The following is a 16,895-nucleotide window of genomic DNA, read 5'->3' on the forward strand; positions in this document are numbered from 1 at the left end:
TAGCCGCCCGTTTCTCTGGCAGAACCATGACCGAACTCGTGCTTACGCTTATCAGTGCTGCGCTGCTTAACAACTTCGTGTTGCACTGGCCCCTGGGCGTCGATCCGCTGCTGGCGGGCAGTCGTCGCCAGGTGCATGCGCTGGGACTGGCGACGTTGTGCCTGATGTTGGTTGTGGGTGTAACCGGTTACGGGATCTGGCATTGGCTACTGGTGCCGCTTCACCTTGAAGCACTGCGGCTGTTCGTGTTTCTGCCATTGAGTGTGTTGCTGATCGCACCGCTGCTGAAACTGTTGTCCGGCGGCTTTCCCGGTCTGCCTTTCGACGGGCTATGGCCATTGTTGCTGGGCAATGCCGGAGTGCTCGGGCTGGCACTGATCAACGCGCAAAACGATCAAGGCCTGCCGCAGGCAATAGCGCTAAGTCTTGGCGCCGGGCTGGGTTTCTGGCTGGTGCTGAGCCTCTTCAGCGATTTGCGCGAGCGCACGGCCGACAACGATATTCCCCTGCCCTTTCGTGGCCTACCGATTGATCTGATCGGCGCCGGACTGATCGCAGTGATTTTTCTCGGATTCAGTGGACTGATCAAAACATGAGTCTGATTCAACGCATCGATGCCCTCCTGCCGCAGACCCAATGCGGCAAGTGCGGTCATCCCGGATGCAAACCGTACGCACAAGGTATCGCCGAGGGCGAGCCGATCAACAAGTGCCCGCCGGGCGGTGACGAAACCATCGCGGCGCTGGCTGAACTGTTGAAAGTGCCGGTGCTGGAACTGGACATCAGTCGCGGCTCGGCACCGCCGCAAGTGGCGTTTATCCGTGAAGCCGAATGCATTGGCTGCACCAAGTGCATTCAGGCCTGCCCGATCGACGCGATCGTCGGCGCGGCGAAACTGATGCACACGGTCATCGTCGACGAGTGCACTGGTTGCGATCTGTGTGTCGCACCGTGCCCGGTGGATTGCATCGAAATGCATCCATTGTCGCCGGGCACGTTGCCGGTGGTGGGCGGCCTCGCCGTCAGTCTCGACGAGCAGCGCGCGCGCGCGGCCAAACGCGATCACGCGCGTCAACGCTTCGAGCGCCGAAACGATCGCTTGCACCGCGAAGAACAACAGAAACAGGCTGAGCGTGAAGCGCGGGCGAAACGGGCGGCGCAGCCTCAAGGGACCGCGACCGATCCGGTGCAGGCGGCACTGGAACGCGTGCGTGCGCAGAAAGCCGCCACCGTAGACGCGGCGCTGAAGAAAGCCAAAATCGATGTAGCGATGAGCCGCGCGCAACTGCACAAAACGTTGAAAGCCTTCGGTCATCCGCCGACGTTCGAGCAGCAGGCACAATTGATCGTGTTGCAGCAGCAGTTCGACGCGGCTGAGGAGGCCTTGGCGATACTTGAAAGCAGCGCCCCGCCTGCCCCGGCAGTCACGGTCCCGGCGAAAGATGCCGACTTGAAACGGGCAAAAATCCAGTTGGCAATGCGTCGTGCCGAACTGAAAAAAGCCCAAACCGCCGAAGCGGCGCCCGAACAGATCGCCGCGCTGGAACAAGCACTGCGCGATGCCGAACAGGCCCTGCACGCAGCCGAAGCTACAAGCGATCAGCCGTTGCCTGACCTGGTGCGCGTCGAAAAACGCCCGGTCGACAGCCAGCTTCGCCAGTTGAAAACCGAATTGGCCTACGCCCGCGCCGACCTCAACAAACTCGAACGGCGCGCCGACACGCCCACCGAAATCCTCGCCAAGGCCCGCGCCCGTCTGCAAGACGCCGAGCGCCAGGTGCAAGATCATGTTGCCCCTTGAGGCACCGGACAATCGCCTGCAACAGGCAATGAAGCTGGTGCTGCTGGCCGCTTTGCCGGGGCTGCTCGCACTGTTCTGGCTGTACGGTTGGGGGATGTTGATCAATCTGATTCTGGCGGCCACCACAGCATTGATTGTCGAAGCAGCGGTCCTGCACCTGCGTCGACAGCCCCTGCAGCCTGCGCTGAGCGACGGCAGCGCGCTGGTCAGTGCGACATTGCTGGCTGCTGCCCTGCCACCTTATTGCCCCTGGTGGCTGACGGTAACGGCCATGGCTGCGGGTCTGCTGTTCGGCAAGCACGTGTACGGCGGCGTCGGCAAAAACCCGTTCAATCCAGCAATGCTCGGGTTTGCCCTGGCCATGGTGATGTTCCCGCAACCGATGACCCATTGGCCGGCTCATGGCCTGGATCTGACGGCAACGTTTCAACAAGTGTTCGGCGCAGGTCAGGCGCCGGATGCTTGGGTCCAGGCCACCGTACTGGACAGCCTACGCATCAATAAAAGCCTGACCATGGACGAGTTGTTCACCAGCAATCCAGGCTTCGGTCGATGGGGCGGACACGGTGTGGAATGGGTGAATCTGGCGTTCCTCGCCGGTGGGGTGTTTCTGCTGCAGCGCCGCGTTTTCAGCTGGCATGCGCCAGTGGGCATGCTCGCCAGCCTGTTTGTCATCAGTCTGCTGTGCTGGAACGGTTCCGGGTCGGACTCGCATGGGTCACCGCTGTTTCACCTGCTCAGTGGCGCGACCATGCTGGGGGCGTTCTTTATCATCACTGAACCGGTCTCTGGCGCTAAGAGCGCGCTTGCCCGTCTGCTGTTCGGAGGCAGTGTCGGGCTGCTGACTTACGTGATTCGAACCTGGGGTGGATACCCGGATGGCGTGGCGTTCGCAGTGCTGCTGATGAATCTTTGCGTGCCTGCGCTGGAGCGATTTGCCGCGAGCCGCCAGTCAGAGGTGCGCCCATGAATCGCACGGCCAGCGCGTCTATTGTGCTGCTGTTGGCGGTCATCGGCGTCGCTGCGACTTATGTTGTATACCGTAGTACTGCAGCGCAAATTGCCAGCGAGCAGCGCTTGATCGAAAGCCGCAAACTGCTGGATTTGCTTCCACTCGATGCCTACGACAATCAACCGCTCGAGCAGCCTTTGGCCTTGGCAGACTTGAACTTGAGCCATAGCACCTTGACGGGTGGCTATCGCGCGACCAAACGCGGCCAGACCGTCGCAATCTTGCTACACAGTCAGACCCAGGGTTATGCGGGCGCCATCGAACTGTTGATCGCCATCGATACCAACGGCAAATTGCTCGGTGTAAAAACCCTTAAACAAAGCGAAACGCCAGGACTCGGCGGGCATCTGGGTGACTGGCCGAATACCTGGCTACAGTCGTTTATCGGCACATCAAGCAAGGAGCCGACTGATGCGGGATGGGCGCTGCAAAAGGATCAGGGACAATTTGATCAAATAGCTGGCGCGACCATCACCTCGCGCGCAGCCATCAGCGCGATCCATGATGCCCTGCGCTACTTCGATGAACATCGGGCCGCGCTGCTGGGGAGCGGAACATGAACCGATCAGCAGTCCTCTCGAACACTTTGATGCTGACATTGCTGCTTGGCACCAGTGACTCACTGGCAGGTGGTGTGGGGACATTATTGATGTTCGTTACTGTCGCAGGCTTGTATGGCCTGTGCATGGCTGCTTTGCGACCACGGCTCACAGAAAAAAGCGTGTTGCTCGCCAGCGTGTTGCTCGCCGCGACCCTCACCAGTTGCGCAGATCTTTTGGCGCAACGCTGGTTTCTGCCCTGGCAGCAAACCTTCGGCCTCTATGTCGGCCTGATCGCCTTGCAATGCGTGGTGCTGGAGCACAACGGTTTCTGGCGGCAGTCGTGGATCGAGCGGCTCAAACTCTGCGGCATGTTCGGCGGATTGCTGCTCGGGCTCGCCGGGCTGCGTGAACTCGTCGGTCACGGCAGTCTCGGCCGGGGACTGTTCGAACACTGGCCAGGTCTTGTTGTATTTGGCGAAGGGCTGCACCTGATCACGTTGATCCCCGGTGCTTTTATTTTGTTGGCGCTGCTGCTGGCGGCGCGTCAGGCGATAGTTCGCCCGAACTCGATATCCAAGGAAAAACATCGCTCATGAATGCAGCAAAACGCCTGGAGATTTTCCGCCGCCTGCACGAAGACAACCCGGAACCGAAGACCGAACTGGCCTACTCCTCGCCGTTCGAGTTGTTGATCGCGGTGATTCTTTCGGCGCAATCGACAGACGTCGGGGTCAACAAGGCCACGGCAAAGCTGTTCCCGGTTGCCAACACGCCAGCGGCGATCCACGCTTTGGGCGTCGAGGGGCTATCCGAATACATCAAGACGATCGGCCTCTACAACAGCAAGGCCAAGAACGTCATCGAAACCTGCCGCTTGCTGGTCGAACGCCATGGCAGCGAAGTCCCGCAAACCCGTGAAGAGCTCGAAGCCCTGCCGGGAGTGGGCCGCAAGACCGCCAACGTCGTACTCAACACGGCTTTCCGCCAACTGACCATGGCCGTCGACACTCATATCTTTCGGGTCAGCAACCGCACCGGCATTGCACCGGGTAAAAACGTGGTCGAAGTGGAAAAGAAGCTGATGAAGTTTGTACCCAAAGAATTCCTTCTCGACTCCCATCACTGGCTGATACTTCATGGCCGTTATGTGTGTCTGGCCCGCAAGCCACGCTGCGGCAGTTGCCGGATCGAAGACCTGTGCGAGTACAAGGACAAAACTTCGGACGATTGACCGGCTATTGGAATAATTGATAAGTCGATTGAAAAAATCTTTTTTACCCGCCGCAGGAATATCGATATAAGGAGCGCCAAAGGCATTCTTAGCCGGGAGTTAGCTGATGAGTAGCGACAAAGAGCCACTTGATGTAGATGATGATATCGCTGCGGAAACTGAGGACACCGAACCTGTGGTCGAAGTCGCCAAGACCAATCTCAGCAAGCGCCGTACGATCGATAACCTGCTTGAGGAGCGCCGACTGCAAAAGCAATTGGCCGATTACGATTTTGATGACTGATATTTGAAAGCCTCCCGAAATGGAGGCTTTTCACTTTCTGCGGCTAGCTGAGTTCGACCGGCCCATCACCCTGTCAGCCATCGATACATTCAGACCAGACCATTACGCTGCGCCAACTCGATCAGATCAACCAGGGATCGCGCATTGAGCTTCAACAACAAGCGCGTCTTGTAGGTGCTTACGGTTTTGTTGCTCAAAAACATGCCATCGGCAATTTCCTTGTTTGTCTTGCCTCGCGCCAACTGCTGCAACACCATCATTTCCCGACCGGACAGACGATCCACCATGTCGGCTTCACTGGCATTGCCCAGACTGGTGCGGACTGTATGCAAAGCCTGATTGGGAAAATAACTATAGCCCGACAATACCGCCTTGATCGCACTGAGCAACTCGGTCAGGTCCTGTTGTTTACAGACATAGCCGGCCGCTCCCGACTGCATACAGCGCATTGAAAAGTGCCCGGGAGCCTGGGAGGTCAACACCAGAACTTTAATAGGCATGGCCGTCGTAGTCAGGCGCGCGATAACTTCCAGACCATCAAGCTTTGGTATTCCAATATCCAGAATGACAATATCCGGCATTTGTTCTCGAGCAAGTTGTAACGCATCCACACCGTTATCAGTTTCTGCGATGACTTCGTAGCCATGACGTTCCATCAGCATACGTACCGCAAGACGAATGACAGGGTGATCATCCACGATCAGCACTTTATTCATGGGCAAGTCCAGTTTCGCTGTTCGAATTTTTAGAACACGCACAATAGCCCAGTCACTTGCTCTATGGCATGCCAGTGTTAACACGCACCTGCATCGAGAGACATACCCTACAGTCATTGCGGACTATTCCTACAAAAAGCCGCTACCCCCAGTAAACATCCGACGTTATTTCCTTCTCCACTCACGGAAATATTTCGCTTCTAACTAGTTACAGACTACGACTAACGACACAGAAATCATGCCTTGTCGCTGAGTTTCACTATGCCCGAACGGCCATGACACGTGCAAATCTGCGCTCGGCCGAGAACTTTGATTATCAACCCGAAACACCATGCAACAGCCGACACACCAACCTCACAACTTCAAACCCGCTATAAACACTTGAAACAAGATATTTATACCTAACACAATACTTTTGCTATAAATACAAGTATTTGAAAGCCGATTACCAAGCTACTCAATCCACACATACTTACCACCAACGAGACAGATCAAACACAAGAGTACAAGCATGCTGAAAATAAAAAACAAAATCACTAACCCAATGACGGTAATTGCCATATTTGCAGCTATTTCGGAAACATCAGCCGCCATTTCGCTGCCTTTTCTAGACAACAAGGACAGAGAGATCTACGTATGGTTTCTGATCAGCTTTCCGTTCTACTTGCTGTTTCTATTTTTTATAACTTTAAACTTTAACTACCGTTCCCTCTACTCACCCTCGGACTTCGGCAAGGACAAAAACTTTCTTAAAGTAATCGATAACAACGATCGCGAGAACAAACGAAATACACCGCCCTTAGAGCCAGCCACGCAAGGGGCATTTGGACTATCAAGTTGTATCGTGCCCAGCGAGTCAGGCCCAACCGAATGCAAGGACGCGTGCAAAGTTCACAACGCGCCTGACCCGCCATCGGCCATCAACTCAAAACCGAACCTGATTGTTCAGCACAACATTCAGTTGCCCGCGTGGGTCAGTGACCTGCACCTCATCGACGTTCGGGGTGTCGATGCATCGAGAGAGTTAGCCACGATTCTGGAAAACATCCGGAACCTGGACCGGAAAACTCCCCGGGTGGTGGTGTTTCTTTCCAATCATGTATCGGATGTTTTACTGACGCAGCATTCATTGCTGAAGATCAGGCACGTCAGGAAAGGCTCAGGCAAAACGATTTGTATTGTTTATAACCTTTGCACACAGGCGGTAACGTTGCTGGGACGGGCATGAAAGATGAGTCGTAGCCACAGATGCCAAGATCAGGAACAGGCTTCAATCAGACGCAAACAAAGAATCATGCAAAAAGGGCGGCCTTGTCTCGATGACAAGGCCGCCCTTTTCATTACGCTTCAGACCAGAACGCTTAGAACAGCTTGCGGCCCTTGTTGGCAGCAATGCGCATGCGCAGCGCGTTGAGCTTGATGAAGCCCGCGGCATCAGCCTGGTTGTAAGCACCGCCGTCTTCTTCGAAGGTCGCGATGTTGGAATCGAACAGCGAATCGTCGGACTTGCGGCCGGTAACGATCACGTTGCCTTTGTACAACTTCAGGCGCACAACGCCGTTCACGTTGACCTGCGAAGCGTCGATCATCTGCTGCAGCATCAGACGCTCTGGGCTCCACCAGTAACCGGTGTAGATCAGGCTGGCGTATTTCGGCATCAGCTCGTCTTTGAGGTGAGCGACTTCGCGGTCCAGGGTGATCGATTCGATGGCGCGGTGAGCGCGCAGCATGATAGTGCCGCCCGGGGTTTCGTAGCAGCCACGGGACTTCATGCCGACGTAACGGTTTTCGACAATGTCGAGACGGCCGATACCGTGAGCGCCACCGATCTTGTTCAGCGTCGCCAGCACGGTGGCCGGAGTCATTTCGACGCCGTCCAGTGCAACGATGTCGCCGTTGCGGTAGGTCAGTTCCAGGTATTGCGCTTTGTCAGGAGCGTTCTCCGGGGAGACGGTCCATTTCCACATGTCTTCTTCGTGCTCGGTCCAGGTGTCTTCCAGCACGCCGCCTTCATAGGAGATGTGCAGCAGGTTGGCGTCCATCGAGTACGGGGACTTCTTCTTGCCGTGACGCTCGATCGGGATCGCGTGCTTCTCGGCGTAGTCCATCAGCTTCTCGCGGGACAGCAGGTCCCACTCACGCCAAGGCGCGATCACTTTCACGCCTGGCTTGAGCGCGTAGGCACCCAGTTCGAAACGCACCTGGTCGTTACCCTTGCCGGTGGCGCCATGGGAAATGGCGTCAGCGCCGGTTTCGTTGGCGATTTCGATCAGACGTTTGGCGATCAGCGGACGCGCGATGGAAGTACCCAGCAGGTACTCGCCTTCGTAAACGGTGTTGGCGCGGAACATCGGGAACACGAAATCACGCACGAACTCTTCGCGCAGGTCGTCGATGTAGATTTCTTTGACGCCCATGGCCTGAGCCTTGGCGCGGGCCGGCTCGACCTCTTCGCCTTGACCGAGATCAGCGGTGAAGGTCACCACTTCACAGTTATAAGTATCCTGCAGCCACTTGAGGATCACCGAAGTGTCCAGGCCGCCGGAATACGCCAGAACGACCTTGTTTACGTCCGCCATGCCATCACTCCACGGGGTTCTACGGAAAGCCGAGGAGTCTACCGCCCAAACGCGATAATTTACAGAGGCGCGACAGCTTAAGACGACAAAGCGACAGAATCTGTCGAGAGCGCGACGATGACCGGAGGGTCAGGAAGTCGCCGCAGTATTGGCTGGCGTGCTCGCTTGCGGTGCCGGAGCCGCGACCGGCGCCACGCGCGCCAGTTTGACATTGACCCGACGGTTCTTCGCGCGATTGGCCGCGTTGGTGTTCGGCACAATGGGATATTGCTCGCCATGGAAACGCACGGTGATCTGCGATTCCTGAATGCCGTTGGCCTTGAAGAAGTCGACCACCGCCAGCGCGCGGCGGCGCGACAGTTCACGGTTGGTCAGGCGATTACCGCTGTTGTCGGAATGGCCGTCGAGTTCGATGTGATTGACCGTCGGATCGGCCTTCATGTATTCGAGCATCACTTGCAGCTTGGCTTTAGCGGCAGGATCCAGGTCAACGCCCTCGCCGGGGAAGCCGATCTGCGACTGTTTGATCTGGTCGAAATTCTGCGGCAGCAATTTCGCTACACATGTCTGGTAATCGTTGAAGGCCTTGCTGAACTTGACCGGCAACAGGCGTACTTCAGAGACACGGCCGTCGCCTGAAGCGCGCCGTACGACCGGGCTGCGACCGTCCAGCAGGCCACTGATCAAACCGCCGGCCTGGGACTGCGAACTGCTGAACAAAACGTTGCCGCTGCCGAGCCTTACAGAGCCCAGATTGATGTCACCACGGCCCGGCTGCCAAGGCGCAGCCGCTGCCAGCAACGTTGCAGAGCCGCCGCCGAGCATGGCGTTGTAGGCGTTCAGACGGAATATCGCCTGCTCGCCGGCCTTGCGCACGAACTCACCCGAGCCGAAATCAGTGATCGGTTGGGTCAGACGACATTCGAACTTGTCGCCGGCGACCGTCCACTCAATGTTCTCCAGACGGGTCTGGTACGTGAGCGCCATCGCCGGAAGGCTGGCAAACACACTGAGCAAGGCTAAATAACGCTGGCGCACGGGAGGCTCCATTGGCTTCTGAAACACAAAGACCGATTCACACTATGTTTACGGCATACCTACGGGATATCGGAAGGTTCCGGCAAAACTTGATAGCGAGTGCCTGCAAGAGTCTTTTCCGGTAGCATTCGCCTCAGTTTGACCCGCCTGGAATCCCCTCATGTCCGACCGCCTGACCCTGCTGCGTCCCGACGACTGGCACATTCATCTTCGCGATGGTGCCGTGTTGACCAATACCGTTGCCGATGTTGCGCGCACTTTTGGCCGCGCCATCATCATGCCCAACCTGGTACCACCGGTGCGCAACGCCGCTGAAGCCGACGGCTATCGCCAGCGGATTCTCGCTGCCCGCCCGGCCGGCAGTCGCTTCGAACCGCTGATGGTGCTGTACCTCACCGACCGCACCCAGCCCGAAGAAATTCGTGAAGCCAAGGCGAGTGGTTTTGTGCACGCAGCCAAGCTGTACCCGGCCGGCGCGACCACAAACTCCGATTCCGGGGTAACCAGCATCGACAAGATCTTCCCGGCACTGGAAGCCATGGCCGAAGTCGGCATGCCGTTGCTGATCCACGGTGAAGTCACCCGTGGCGACGTCGATGTGTTCGACCGCGAAAAGATCTTCATCGACGAGCACATGCGCCGCGTGGTCGAGCGCTTCCCGACGCTGAAAGTGGTGTTTGAACACATCACCACCGGTGACGCCGTGCAGTTCGTCAACGAGGCTTCGGCCAACGTAGGCGCGACCATCACCGCGCATCACCTGCTGTACAACCGCAACCACATGCTGGTGGGCGGGATTCGGCCACACTTCTATTGCCTGCCGATCCTCAAGCGCAATACGCACCAGGAAGCCCTGCTCGACGCCGCCACCAGTGGCAGCGCGAAGTTCTTCCTCGGCACCGACTCGGCGCCGCACGCCCAGCACGCCAAGGAAGCCGCTTGCGGCTGTGCCGGCTGCTACACCGCGTACGCCGCCATCGAGATGTACGCCGAAGCCTTCGAACAGCGTAATGCGCTGGACAAACTCGAAGCCTTCGCCAGCCTCAACGGCCCGCGTTTCTACGGCCTGCCGGCGAACACCGATCGCATCACCCTGGTTCGTGAAGAATGGACCGCCCCGACCAGCCTGCCGTTTGGCGAGCTGACCGTTATCCCGCTGCGCGCCGGTGAAAAACTGCGCTGGCGCCTGCTGGAGGAACACGCGTGAGTGAAGACCATTTCGACGACGAACTGGACGGTCAAAGTGGTGGTGGCGGTTCCCGCCACCCGATGGCAGCACGCTTTCGCGGCTACCTGCCGGTTGTCGTTGACGTAGAAACCGGCGGCTTCAACTCGGCCACCGATGCGTTGCTGGAGATTGCTGCGACCACCATCGCCATGGATGAAAAGGGTTTTGTATACCCGGATCACACCTACTTCTTCCGCGTTGAGCCGTTCGAAGGCGCCAACATCGAAGCAGCGGCGCTGGAGTTCACCGGAATCAAGCTGGACCATCCACTGCGCATGGCTGTCAGCGAAGAGACCGCGCTGACCGACATCTTCCGTGGCATTCGCAAGGCGCTGAAGGCCAATGGCTGCAAGCGCGCGATTCTGGTCGGGCACAACAGCAGCTTCGATCTTGGCTTCCTGAACGCAGCCGTTGCGCGTCTGGACATGAAACGCAACCCGTTCCACCCATTCTCCAGCTTCGACACCGCGACGCTGGCTGGTCTGGCATACGGTCAAACCGTACTGGCGAAAGCCTGCCAGGCCGCCGACATCGATTTCGACGGCCGCGAGGCGCACTCGGCGCGTTATGACACCGAGAAAACCGCTGAGCTGTTCTGCGGCATCGTCAACCGCTGGAAACAGATGGGCGGCTGGGAAGATTTCGACGACTGATTGAGGGTTGTCGGGTGAATCCCGCGCATAAAAAAACCGGCCACGTGGGCCGGTTTTTTTGTTTAATGCTTATAGAGCTTAAATTCTCGATCAATCCACACGACATAAAAAATCCGATGGCTCTTGTATCCCACCATCGCTACACGTTCAAAAGCCCGAAACACAAGCAATCTGACATCACCTGTCAAAAAAGCAGGAATTCCCACTTTCAGACTGTTTCTCTCAATTGTTTCACAGCCATATCGATGCCTATGCTCTCTGCGCAATTCTCTCCACGGCATTCTTCCCAGAATCCTCAGACGCTCAAGCATTTTCGACCGTTCGACGGCCTCGCAATCTTGAATGCACCAGCCATTCTGCAAATACTCAAATGAGAAAACCGGAGGTCGCGCTTCCGATGAATCTATTTCGATAGTGGACGTCCGTGCCGTTACTGTAATTGCCGCATCGCGCTCCCTGCGTTTGAACTTGGCCATTTCAGTTCACCAAATGCTCCCGGAAATACTCCTCCATCTCACAGGCGGGAATTTCTCGGCTGAACTCCCCTTCCTTGAAGTTTCTACGCCAAGGGGCTTCTTCATGCGTCAACTGACGTAGTTTCCACGCCGAAAACTGGCCATAAACGTCGAATACTTCGTTGAGCAGACTTTGTTGTTTGGCACTGAAAAGATCTGGATTGAAATCACTTGGAGGAGGAATGGCACTCGATCCAAATTGGCTGAATCTTCGATACAGATCCGGAACCACCGGCCCGTGCATCCACGCCTCCAGCTTTTCAGGGAAGAGAGCCTCACCAAGGACGGCCAGACTGAACCCTTGAGCGTAATAAACCATTTTTTGAATCTTGAGGTTGGATATCTCGCCCTCATGCCCTTCCAGGCAGAGGAAATAATCCGCAACGTCCAAGCTACTCGGCATTTGAATCCCCTTCTGCATCATGCAATCCATTGCACCGTCCTTACTGAAGTGAGGCGCGATTCAGGACAAGGCAGTCGCCTTCGTACCCCGTTATCGCTCGAGCACAACCCTATCCAGCCACTGTTCACTCATCCAGTATTTTTTCCGAACATTTGAAACAAATGATGCCGAGAGGCTGTTTCAATTAATTCTCCGCATAAAAAAACCGGCCACGTGGGCCGGTTTTTTGTACCTCGACGTTGCGCCTTACAGGGCTGCAGCGTTCTCGGTCAGGTAAGCCGCAACGCCTTCTGGCGAAGCGTTCATGCCTTTGTCGCCTTTTTTCCAGTTGGCAGGGCAGACTTCGCCGTGCTCTTCGTGGAATTGCAGAGCGTCGACCAGACGGATCAGCTCTTCCATGTTACGGCCCAGCGGCAGGTCGTTGATGATCTGCGAACGGACAACGCCTTTGTCGTCGATCAGGAACGCGCCACGGAAAGCCACGCCGCCTTCGGATTCAACGTCGTAAGCCTTGGCGATGTCGTGCTTCATGTCGGCAGCCATGGTGTATTTCACCTGGCCGATGCCGCCATTGTTTACTGGGGTGTTGCGCCATGCGTTGTGAGTGAAGTGCGAGTCGATCGACACAGCGATCACTTCAACATTGCGAGCCTTGAAGTCGGCCATGCGGTTGTCCAGAGCGATCAGCTCGGACGGGCAGACGAAGGTGAAGTCCAGTGGGTAGAAGAACACCAGGCCGTATTTGCCTTTGATGGCCGAGGACAGGGTGAAGCTGTCAACGATCTCGCCATTGCCGAGTACGGCCGGGACGGTGAAGTCAGGGGCTTGTTTGCCTACGAGTACGCTCATTGATATCTCCTGGTGTAAAAACTTGAAGTTCAGGGTCCGCGCCAGCCTGCCACCCTCAGGCGACAGCCCTGTGACACGAACCCCCTTCGCAAGGGCCGACCATCATACACTGCGAATTTGGCCTGTCCTTAACGGTTTTTCAAAGCAGGCGCAGAACGGCACTGCATTTACGGGGCCAGGCAAAACGCCAGCAAATACCGTTCGTCAGTCACGGCTGAGAATCAGCAAAAGCCTTCCGAAAGCACTTTGACAATCATTCTCGTTAACATTAAGATCCATCGCAATTGAGTCACAACCAGCGACGGTTCTCACTTATGTATGTTTGTCTCTGCACTGGCGTCACCGACGGACAGATCCGCGATGCGATCTATGAAGGTTGCTGCAGCTATAAAGAAGTCCGCCAGGCCACCGGCGTCGCCAGCCAATGCGGCAAATGCGCGTGCCTTGCCAAGGAAGTCGTTCGCGAAACCCTGACCAAGCTGCAAACCGCTCAGGCTGCGATCCCCTACCCCGTAGAATTTACCGCCGCTTGATTGCCCCCCATTTCAAAGAACCGGACTTATGTCCGGTTTTTTTATGCCTGTAAATCAACTGCTTAGCACCCAGACGCGGAACACAAACATTCTTATTCCGATTAATTTTCATATATTATTCAATAACTTAGGTTTGACACTTATAAGTACGAAGCTCAAACTCCGCCGTATATACAGCTAATACAGGGCAGGACTCCGATCATGAAAGGCGACATTACAGTCATCCAGCATCTCAACAAGATCCTTGCCAATGAGCTGGTCGCGATCAATCAGTACTTCCTGCATGCACGCATGTATGAAGATTGGGGCCTGAACAAGCTCGGCAAGCATGAATACAAAGAATCCATCGACGAGATGAAACACGCGGACAAGCTGATCAAGCGCATCCTGTTCCTCGAAGGCCTGCCGAACGTGCAGGACCTGGGCAAGCTGCACATCGGCGAGCACACCAAGGAAATGCTGGAGTGCGACCTGCGTATCGAGAAGACCGGCCATGCTGACCTGAAGACCGCAATCGCCCATTGCGAAACCGTTGGCGATTTCGGCAGCCGTGAACTGCTCGAAGACATTCTCGAATCCGAAGAAGAACATATCGACTGGCTGGAAACCCAACTGGGCCTGATCGACAAAGTCGGTCTTGAGAACTATCTGCAATCGCAGATGGGCGAAGAGTAGGAGCTGCCGAAGGCTGCGATCTTTTCAGGTTGCACCGGCAACTTGCAGTAACTTTTCGAACGCACTAAAAAGCCCCGCCCTCTTTCGAGTGGCGGGGCTTTTTATTGGCTGAAGATCAAAAGATCGCAGCCTCGTTTCACTCGACAGCTCCTACACAAGCAGCAGCTGTCGCATGAAACCTGGCCGATCAGGCTTCGGACTTGTTCGCCGCTGCCGCTTCAACAGCCGCCTTGATGGTGCTTTGCAGCGAACCGTCTGCAGCCATCTCGGTCATGATGTCGCTACCGCCGACCAGTTCACCGCCGACCCACAGTTGCGGGAAAGTCGGCCAGTTGGCGTACTTCGGCAGGTTGGCGCGGATTTCCGGGTTCTGCAGGATGTCCACGTACGCAAACTTTTCGCCACAAGCCATCACAGCCTGCGCAGCTTTCGCAGAGAAGCCACACTGTGGGGCATTCGGCGAGCCTTTCATGTAAAGCAGAATGGTGTTGTTGGCAATCTGCTCTTTAATCGTTTCGATGATATCCATGGAGCACCTCGGCTGAACTTTCCGACTCATGGGTCGGCACGGTGACGCATTGTAACGGAATCCCGAGCGCCATGCTCGGTCTCCCCGACGGTCACATTCAGGCCGCCGCCACCGTCACCGGCACACCATTAAGTGCGGCGTTACCCGACAGCTCATCTAGCTGGCATTCATCGGTCAGATCGTTTGCGCTCGACCCGGGCTGACTGCTGGCAATCGCCATTTGCACGCCCGGCCGCGCATGCCCCCAACCATGCGGCAGGCTGACCACGCCTTTCATCATGTCCAGACTGCCGAGCACCTCGACCTCGATCTGCCCCACCCGCGAGCTGACGCGAACCAACTGACCATCGTTAAGCCCACGGCTGGCGAGGTCATCCGGATGCATCAGCAGTTGATGGCGCGGCTTGCCCTTCACCAGACGGTGATAGTTGTGCATCCACGAGTTATTGCTGCGCACATGACGACGGCCAATCATCAACAGCTCATCGGCGGCCGGCGCCTGCAATGCGGCAAAGCGTGCGAGGTCAGCAAGGATCTCTGGCGGAGCAGCCTGCACGCGCTGATTCGGCGTTTTCAGGCGCGCAGCCAGGTTCGGCTTCAACGCGCCCAGATCAATCCCGTGGGGATGATCGAACAACGTCGCCAACGAAAGCTTCTGTTCGGACGCGTCACCGTACAGGCCCATGCGCAGGCCCATATCGATCATCTTCGCCGGTGGCATGGTCGGTTTCAGTTCCTTGCCAGTCTTCTCGGCAAAGGCCTTGGCCAGGCCCACGAAGATCTCCCAGTCATGCAAGGCGCCCTCGGGTTTGGCGAGGATCGCGCGGTTGAAGCGGGTGACGTTGCGCACCGCGAACAGGTTGAACGTCGTGTCGTAGTGATCGTTTTCCAGCGCCGAGGTCGACGGCAGAATCAGGTCGGCATAGCGCGTGGTTTCGTTGATGTACAGGTCGACGCTGACCATGAACTCCAGGCCATCCAGCGCCTGCTCCAGTTGCCGCCCGTTCGGCGTCGACAACACCGGGTTGCCAGCGACGGTGATCAGCGCACGAATCTGGCCCTCACCTTCGGTAAGCATCTCTTCGGCCAGGGCCGAGACCGGTAGCTCGCCGCCGTACTCGGGACGCCCGGAAACGCGACTCTGCCATTTGTTGAAATGCCCGCCCGAAGTCGACGCCACCAGATCCACTGCGGGCTCAGTGCACAGTGCACCGCCGACGCGATCAAGATTACCGGTGACCAGGTTGATCAATTGCACCACCCAGTGACACAAGGTGCCGAAGGCCTGCGTCGAAACGCCCATGCGCCCGTAGCACACGGCACTCGGCGCGGCGGCGAAATCCCGGGCCAGTTGGCGGATCTGCTCGGCAGGAACCGCACACAACGGGCTCATGGCTTCAGCGGTAAACGCAGCGACAGCGGCGCGCACGTCATTCAGCCCATCGACCAGCAAATGACTTTCGCTGGTCAAGCCTTCGCTAAACAGGGTGTTCAGCACACCAAACAACAACGCTGCATCGCCCCCCGGACGCACGAACAAATGCTGATCAGCCATGGCCGCCGTCTCGCTGCGCCGTGGATCGACAACCACCACTTTGCCGTCGCGCGCCTGAATCGCTTTCAAACGCTTCTCGACATCCGGCACGGTCATGATGCTGCCGTTGGACGCCAGCGGATTACCGCCGAGAATCAGCATGAAGTCGGTGTGATCAATATCTGGAATCGGCAACAGCAACCCATGGCCGTACATCAGATAACTGCTCAGGTGATGCGGCAACTGATCGACCGAGGTCGCCGAGTAGCGATTGCGCGTCTTCAGCAACCCCAGGAAATAATTGCTGTGGGTCATCAGCCCGTAGTTATGCACGCTCGGGTTGCCTTGATAGACCGCCACGGCGTTCTGGCCATGACGGTCCTGGATGGCCGCCAGCTTCTCGGCCACCAGCGCAAAAGCCTCGTCCCACTCTATTGGTAGCCATTCGCTGCCCACACGGCGCATTGGCTGGCGCAGGCGATCAGGGTCGTTCTGGATATCTTGCAGGGCCACAGCTTTGGGGCAGATGTGTCCACGACTAAACGTGTCGAGCGCGTCACCCTTGATTGATGTGATCGCGACGTTGCCATCGGTTTCGGTGGTTTCGATGGTCAGCCCGCAAATGGCTTCACACAGATGGCAGGCACGGTGATGGAGAGTCTTGGTCATGGCCAGTCTCTGTCTTGTTCTGGGCAGGCATTCACGCCCGCGGGAACAAAACTATGGCCCCGGCGCCGATCCTGCGCCAGCGACGTTCGTCCTGTGAATCGGCGG

At 57.0% G+C, this 16,895-nt stretch carries 20 protein-coding genes; 12 read left to right on the forward strand and 8 right to left on the reverse strand.

Going from position 1 to position 16,895, the window contains the following annotated elements; translation table 11 throughout:
- The first annotated feature begins 26 nt into the window (after window positions 1-26).
- From AB4O01_RS13960 to AB4O01_RS13990, 7 genes are all read left to right on the forward strand, one after another.
- Complete coding sequence (locus AB4O01_RS13960) at window positions 27-596, forward strand: electron transport complex protein RnfA (RefSeq protein WP_460092094.1); 570 nt, start codon at window positions 27-29, stop codon at window positions 594-596.
- A complete protein-coding gene (gene rsxB, locus AB4O01_RS13965) occupies window positions 593-1,801 on the forward strand; it encodes an electron transport complex subunit RsxB (protein WP_460092096.1) in 1,209 nt (402 codons plus the stop codon). The genes AB4O01_RS13960 and rsxB overlap by 4 nt, the downstream gene beginning before the upstream one ends.
- A complete protein-coding gene (locus AB4O01_RS13970) occupies window positions 1,788-2,771 on the forward strand; it encodes an RnfABCDGE type electron transport complex subunit D (protein WP_427118981.1) in 984 nt (327 codons plus the stop codon). The genes rsxB and AB4O01_RS13970 overlap by 14 nt, the downstream gene beginning before the upstream one ends.
- Window positions 2,768-3,373 carry an RnfABCDGE type electron transport complex subunit G gene (locus tag AB4O01_RS13975; RefSeq protein WP_460092099.1) on the forward strand — a complete coding sequence of 202 codons (606 nt, stop codon included), beginning with the start codon at window positions 2,768-2,770 and terminating at the stop codon, window positions 3,371-3,373. The genes AB4O01_RS13970 and AB4O01_RS13975 overlap by 4 nt, the downstream gene beginning before the upstream one ends.
- On the forward strand, window positions 3,370-3,951 hold the full coding sequence (locus AB4O01_RS13980) for an Rnf-Nqr domain containing protein (protein ID WP_460092101.1): 582 nt from the start codon (window positions 3,370-3,372) through the stop codon (window positions 3,949-3,951). The genes AB4O01_RS13975 and AB4O01_RS13980 overlap by 4 nt, the downstream gene beginning before the upstream one ends.
- Window positions 3,948-4,586 carry an endonuclease III gene (gene nth / locus AB4O01_RS13985; RefSeq protein ID WP_008079405.1) on the forward strand — a complete coding sequence of 213 codons (639 nt, stop codon included), beginning with the start codon at window positions 3,948-3,950 and terminating at the stop codon, window positions 4,584-4,586. Before AB4O01_RS13980 ends, nth begins: the two co-directional genes overlap by 4 nt.
- 106 nt (window positions 4,587-4,692) lie before the next feature.
- Window positions 4,693-4,869, forward strand: a complete 177-nt coding sequence (locus AB4O01_RS13990; protein ID WP_093430574.1) for a PA3496 family putative envelope integrity protein — start codon at window positions 4,693-4,695, stop codon at window positions 4,867-4,869.
- 89 nt (window positions 4,870-4,958) lie between these two features.
- On the opposite strand, the gene AB4O01_RS13995 is transcribed toward AB4O01_RS13990, so the two are convergent.
- Window positions 4,959-5,585, reverse strand: a complete 627-nt coding sequence (locus AB4O01_RS13995) for a response regulator transcription factor (RefSeq protein WP_064119001.1) — start codon at window positions 5,583-5,585, stop codon at window positions 4,959-4,961.
- A gap of 511 nt (window positions 5,586-6,096) precedes the next feature.
- Here AB4O01_RS13995 and AB4O01_RS14000 point away from each other — a divergent pair.
- Window positions 6,097-6,813 (forward strand): hypothetical protein, encoded by a 717-nt coding sequence (locus AB4O01_RS14000; protein ID WP_460092103.1) that lies wholly within the window; start codon window positions 6,097-6,099, stop codon window positions 6,811-6,813.
- Between the two features lie 133 nt (window positions 6,814-6,946).
- Here the strand turns inward: AB4O01_RS14000 and AB4O01_RS14005 are convergent, their stop codons facing one another.
- Window positions 6,947-8,164, reverse strand: a complete 1,218-nt coding sequence (locus AB4O01_RS14005; protein ID WP_007916658.1) for an argininosuccinate synthase — start codon at window positions 8,162-8,164, stop codon at window positions 6,947-6,949.
- A gap of 129 nt (window positions 8,165-8,293) precedes the next feature.
- Complete coding sequence (locus AB4O01_RS14010; RefSeq protein ID WP_186622884.1) at window positions 8,294-9,202, reverse strand: flagellar protein MotY; 909 nt, start codon at window positions 9,200-9,202, stop codon at window positions 8,294-8,296.
- Between the two features lie 160 nt (window positions 9,203-9,362).
- Between AB4O01_RS14010 and pyrC the strand changes: the two genes are divergently transcribed.
- Window positions 9,363-10,409 carry a dihydroorotase gene (gene pyrC / locus AB4O01_RS14015; RefSeq protein ID WP_093430577.1) on the forward strand — a complete coding sequence of 349 codons (1,047 nt, stop codon included), beginning with the start codon at window positions 9,363-9,365 and terminating at the stop codon, window positions 10,407-10,409.
- Complete coding sequence (gene rnt, locus AB4O01_RS14020; RefSeq protein ID WP_007916667.1) at window positions 10,406-11,083, forward strand: ribonuclease T; 678 nt, start codon at window positions 10,406-10,408, stop codon at window positions 11,081-11,083. Before pyrC ends, rnt begins: the two co-directional genes overlap by 4 nt.
- A 62-nt stretch (window positions 11,084-11,145) precedes the next feature.
- Here rnt and AB4O01_RS14025 read toward each other — a convergent pair whose 3' ends face one another.
- The 3 genes from AB4O01_RS14025 to AB4O01_RS14035 all read right to left on the reverse strand — a co-directional run bounded on the left by AB4O01_RS14025 (window position 11,146) and on the right by AB4O01_RS14035 (window position 12,850).
- Window positions 11,146-11,559, reverse strand: coding sequence for a hypothetical protein (locus tag AB4O01_RS14025; protein WP_093430578.1), 414 nt, complete (start codon window positions 11,557-11,559; stop codon window positions 11,146-11,148).
- Between the two features lies 1 nt (window position 11,560).
- Entirely contained in the window at window positions 11,561-12,031 is a 471-nt protein-coding gene (locus AB4O01_RS14030; RefSeq protein ID WP_093430579.1) for a Panacea domain-containing protein, read from the reverse strand.
- A 216-nt stretch (window positions 12,032-12,247) separates the two neighbouring features.
- Window positions 12,248-12,850, reverse strand: a complete 603-nt coding sequence (locus AB4O01_RS14035) for a peroxiredoxin (RefSeq protein ID WP_003227723.1) — start codon at window positions 12,848-12,850, stop codon at window positions 12,248-12,250.
- A 314-nt stretch (window positions 12,851-13,164) separates the two neighbouring features.
- On the opposite strand from AB4O01_RS14035, the gene AB4O01_RS14040 reads away from it, so the two are divergent.
- Together AB4O01_RS14040 and bfr are read left to right on the forward strand one after the other, a co-directional pair.
- Window positions 13,165-13,383, forward strand: a complete 219-nt coding sequence (locus AB4O01_RS14040) for a bacterioferritin-associated ferredoxin (protein WP_093430580.1) — start codon at window positions 13,165-13,167, stop codon at window positions 13,381-13,383.
- Between the two features lie 201 nt (window positions 13,384-13,584).
- Window positions 13,585-14,058, forward strand: coding sequence for a bacterioferritin (gene bfr, locus AB4O01_RS14045; protein WP_007916671.1), 474 nt, complete (start codon window positions 13,585-13,587; stop codon window positions 14,056-14,058).
- Window positions 14,059-14,245: 187 nt separating this feature from the next.
- Here bfr and grxD read toward each other — a convergent pair whose 3' ends face one another.
- Together grxD and AB4O01_RS14055 are read right to left on the reverse strand one after the other, a co-directional pair.
- Window positions 14,246-14,587, reverse strand: a complete 342-nt coding sequence (grxD, locus tag AB4O01_RS14050) for a Grx4 family monothiol glutaredoxin (RefSeq protein ID WP_016773402.1) — start codon at window positions 14,585-14,587, stop codon at window positions 14,246-14,248.
- A 97-nt stretch (window positions 14,588-14,684) separates the two neighbouring features.
- Entirely contained in the window at window positions 14,685-16,790 is a 2,106-nt protein-coding gene (locus AB4O01_RS14055; RefSeq protein WP_460092108.1) for a molybdopterin oxidoreductase family protein, read from the reverse strand.
- Window positions 16,791-16,895 lie beyond the last annotated feature (105 nt).

It is taken from the genome of Pseudomonas sp. S2_E02 (assembly GCF_054668355.1).

Bases quoted from the DNA above. Each gene is read 5' to 3' on its own strand.
- AB4O01_RS13960 (WP_460092094.1), top strand. From the start codon at position 27: ATGACCGAACTCGTGCTTACGCTTATCAGTGCTGCGCTGCTTAACAAC.
- rsxB (WP_460092096.1), top strand. From the start codon at position 593: ATGAGTCTGATTCAACGCATCGATGCCCTCCTGCCGCAGACCCAATGC.
- AB4O01_RS13970 (WP_427118981.1), top strand. From the start codon at position 1,788: ATGTTGCCCCTTGAGGCACCGGACAATCGCCTGCAACAGGCAATGAAG.
- AB4O01_RS13975 (WP_460092099.1), top strand. From the start codon at position 2,768: ATGAATCGCACGGCCAGCGCGTCTATTGTGCTGCTGTTGGCGGTCATC.
- AB4O01_RS13980 (WP_460092101.1), top strand. From the start codon at position 3,370: ATGAACCGATCAGCAGTCCTCTCGAACACTTTGATGCTGACATTGCTG.
- nth (WP_008079405.1), top strand. From the start codon at position 3,948: ATGAATGCAGCAAAACGCCTGGAGATTTTCCGCCGCCTGCACGAAGAC.
- AB4O01_RS13990 (WP_093430574.1), top strand. From the start codon at position 4,693: ATGAGTAGCGACAAAGAGCCACTTGATGTAGATGATGATATCGCTGCG.
- AB4O01_RS13995 (WP_064119001.1), bottom strand. From the start codon at position 5,585: ATGAATAAAGTGCTGATCGTGGATGATCACCCTGTCATTCGTCTTGCG.
- AB4O01_RS14000 (WP_460092103.1), top strand. From the start codon at position 6,097: ATGCTGAAAATAAAAAACAAAATCACTAACCCAATGACGGTAATTGCC.
- AB4O01_RS14005 (WP_007916658.1), bottom strand. From the start codon at position 8,164: ATGGCGGACGTAAACAAGGTCGTTCTGGCGTATTCCGGCGGCCTGGAC.
- pyrC (WP_093430577.1), top strand. From the start codon at position 9,363: ATGTCCGACCGCCTGACCCTGCTGCGTCCCGACGACTGGCACATTCAT.
- AB4O01_RS14025 (WP_093430578.1), bottom strand. From the start codon at position 11,559: ATGGCCAAGTTCAAACGCAGGGAGCGCGATGCGGCAATTACAGTAACG.
- AB4O01_RS14030 (WP_093430579.1), bottom strand. From the start codon at position 12,031: ATGGATTGCATGATGCAGAAGGGGATTCAAATGCCGAGTAGCTTGGAC.
- AB4O01_RS14035 (WP_003227723.1), bottom strand. From the start codon at position 12,850: ATGAGCGTACTCGTAGGCAAACAAGCCCCTGACTTCACCGTCCCGGCC.
- AB4O01_RS14040 (WP_093430580.1), top strand. From the start codon at position 13,165: ATGTATGTTTGTCTCTGCACTGGCGTCACCGACGGACAGATCCGCGAT.
- bfr (WP_007916671.1), top strand. From the start codon at position 13,585: ATGAAAGGCGACATTACAGTCATCCAGCATCTCAACAAGATCCTTGCC.
- grxD (WP_016773402.1), bottom strand. From the start codon at position 14,587: ATGGATATCATCGAAACGATTAAAGAGCAGATTGCCAACAACACCATT.
- AB4O01_RS14055 (WP_460092108.1), bottom strand. From the start codon at position 16,790: ATGACCAAGACTCTCCATCACCGTGCCTGCCATCTGTGTGAAGCCATT.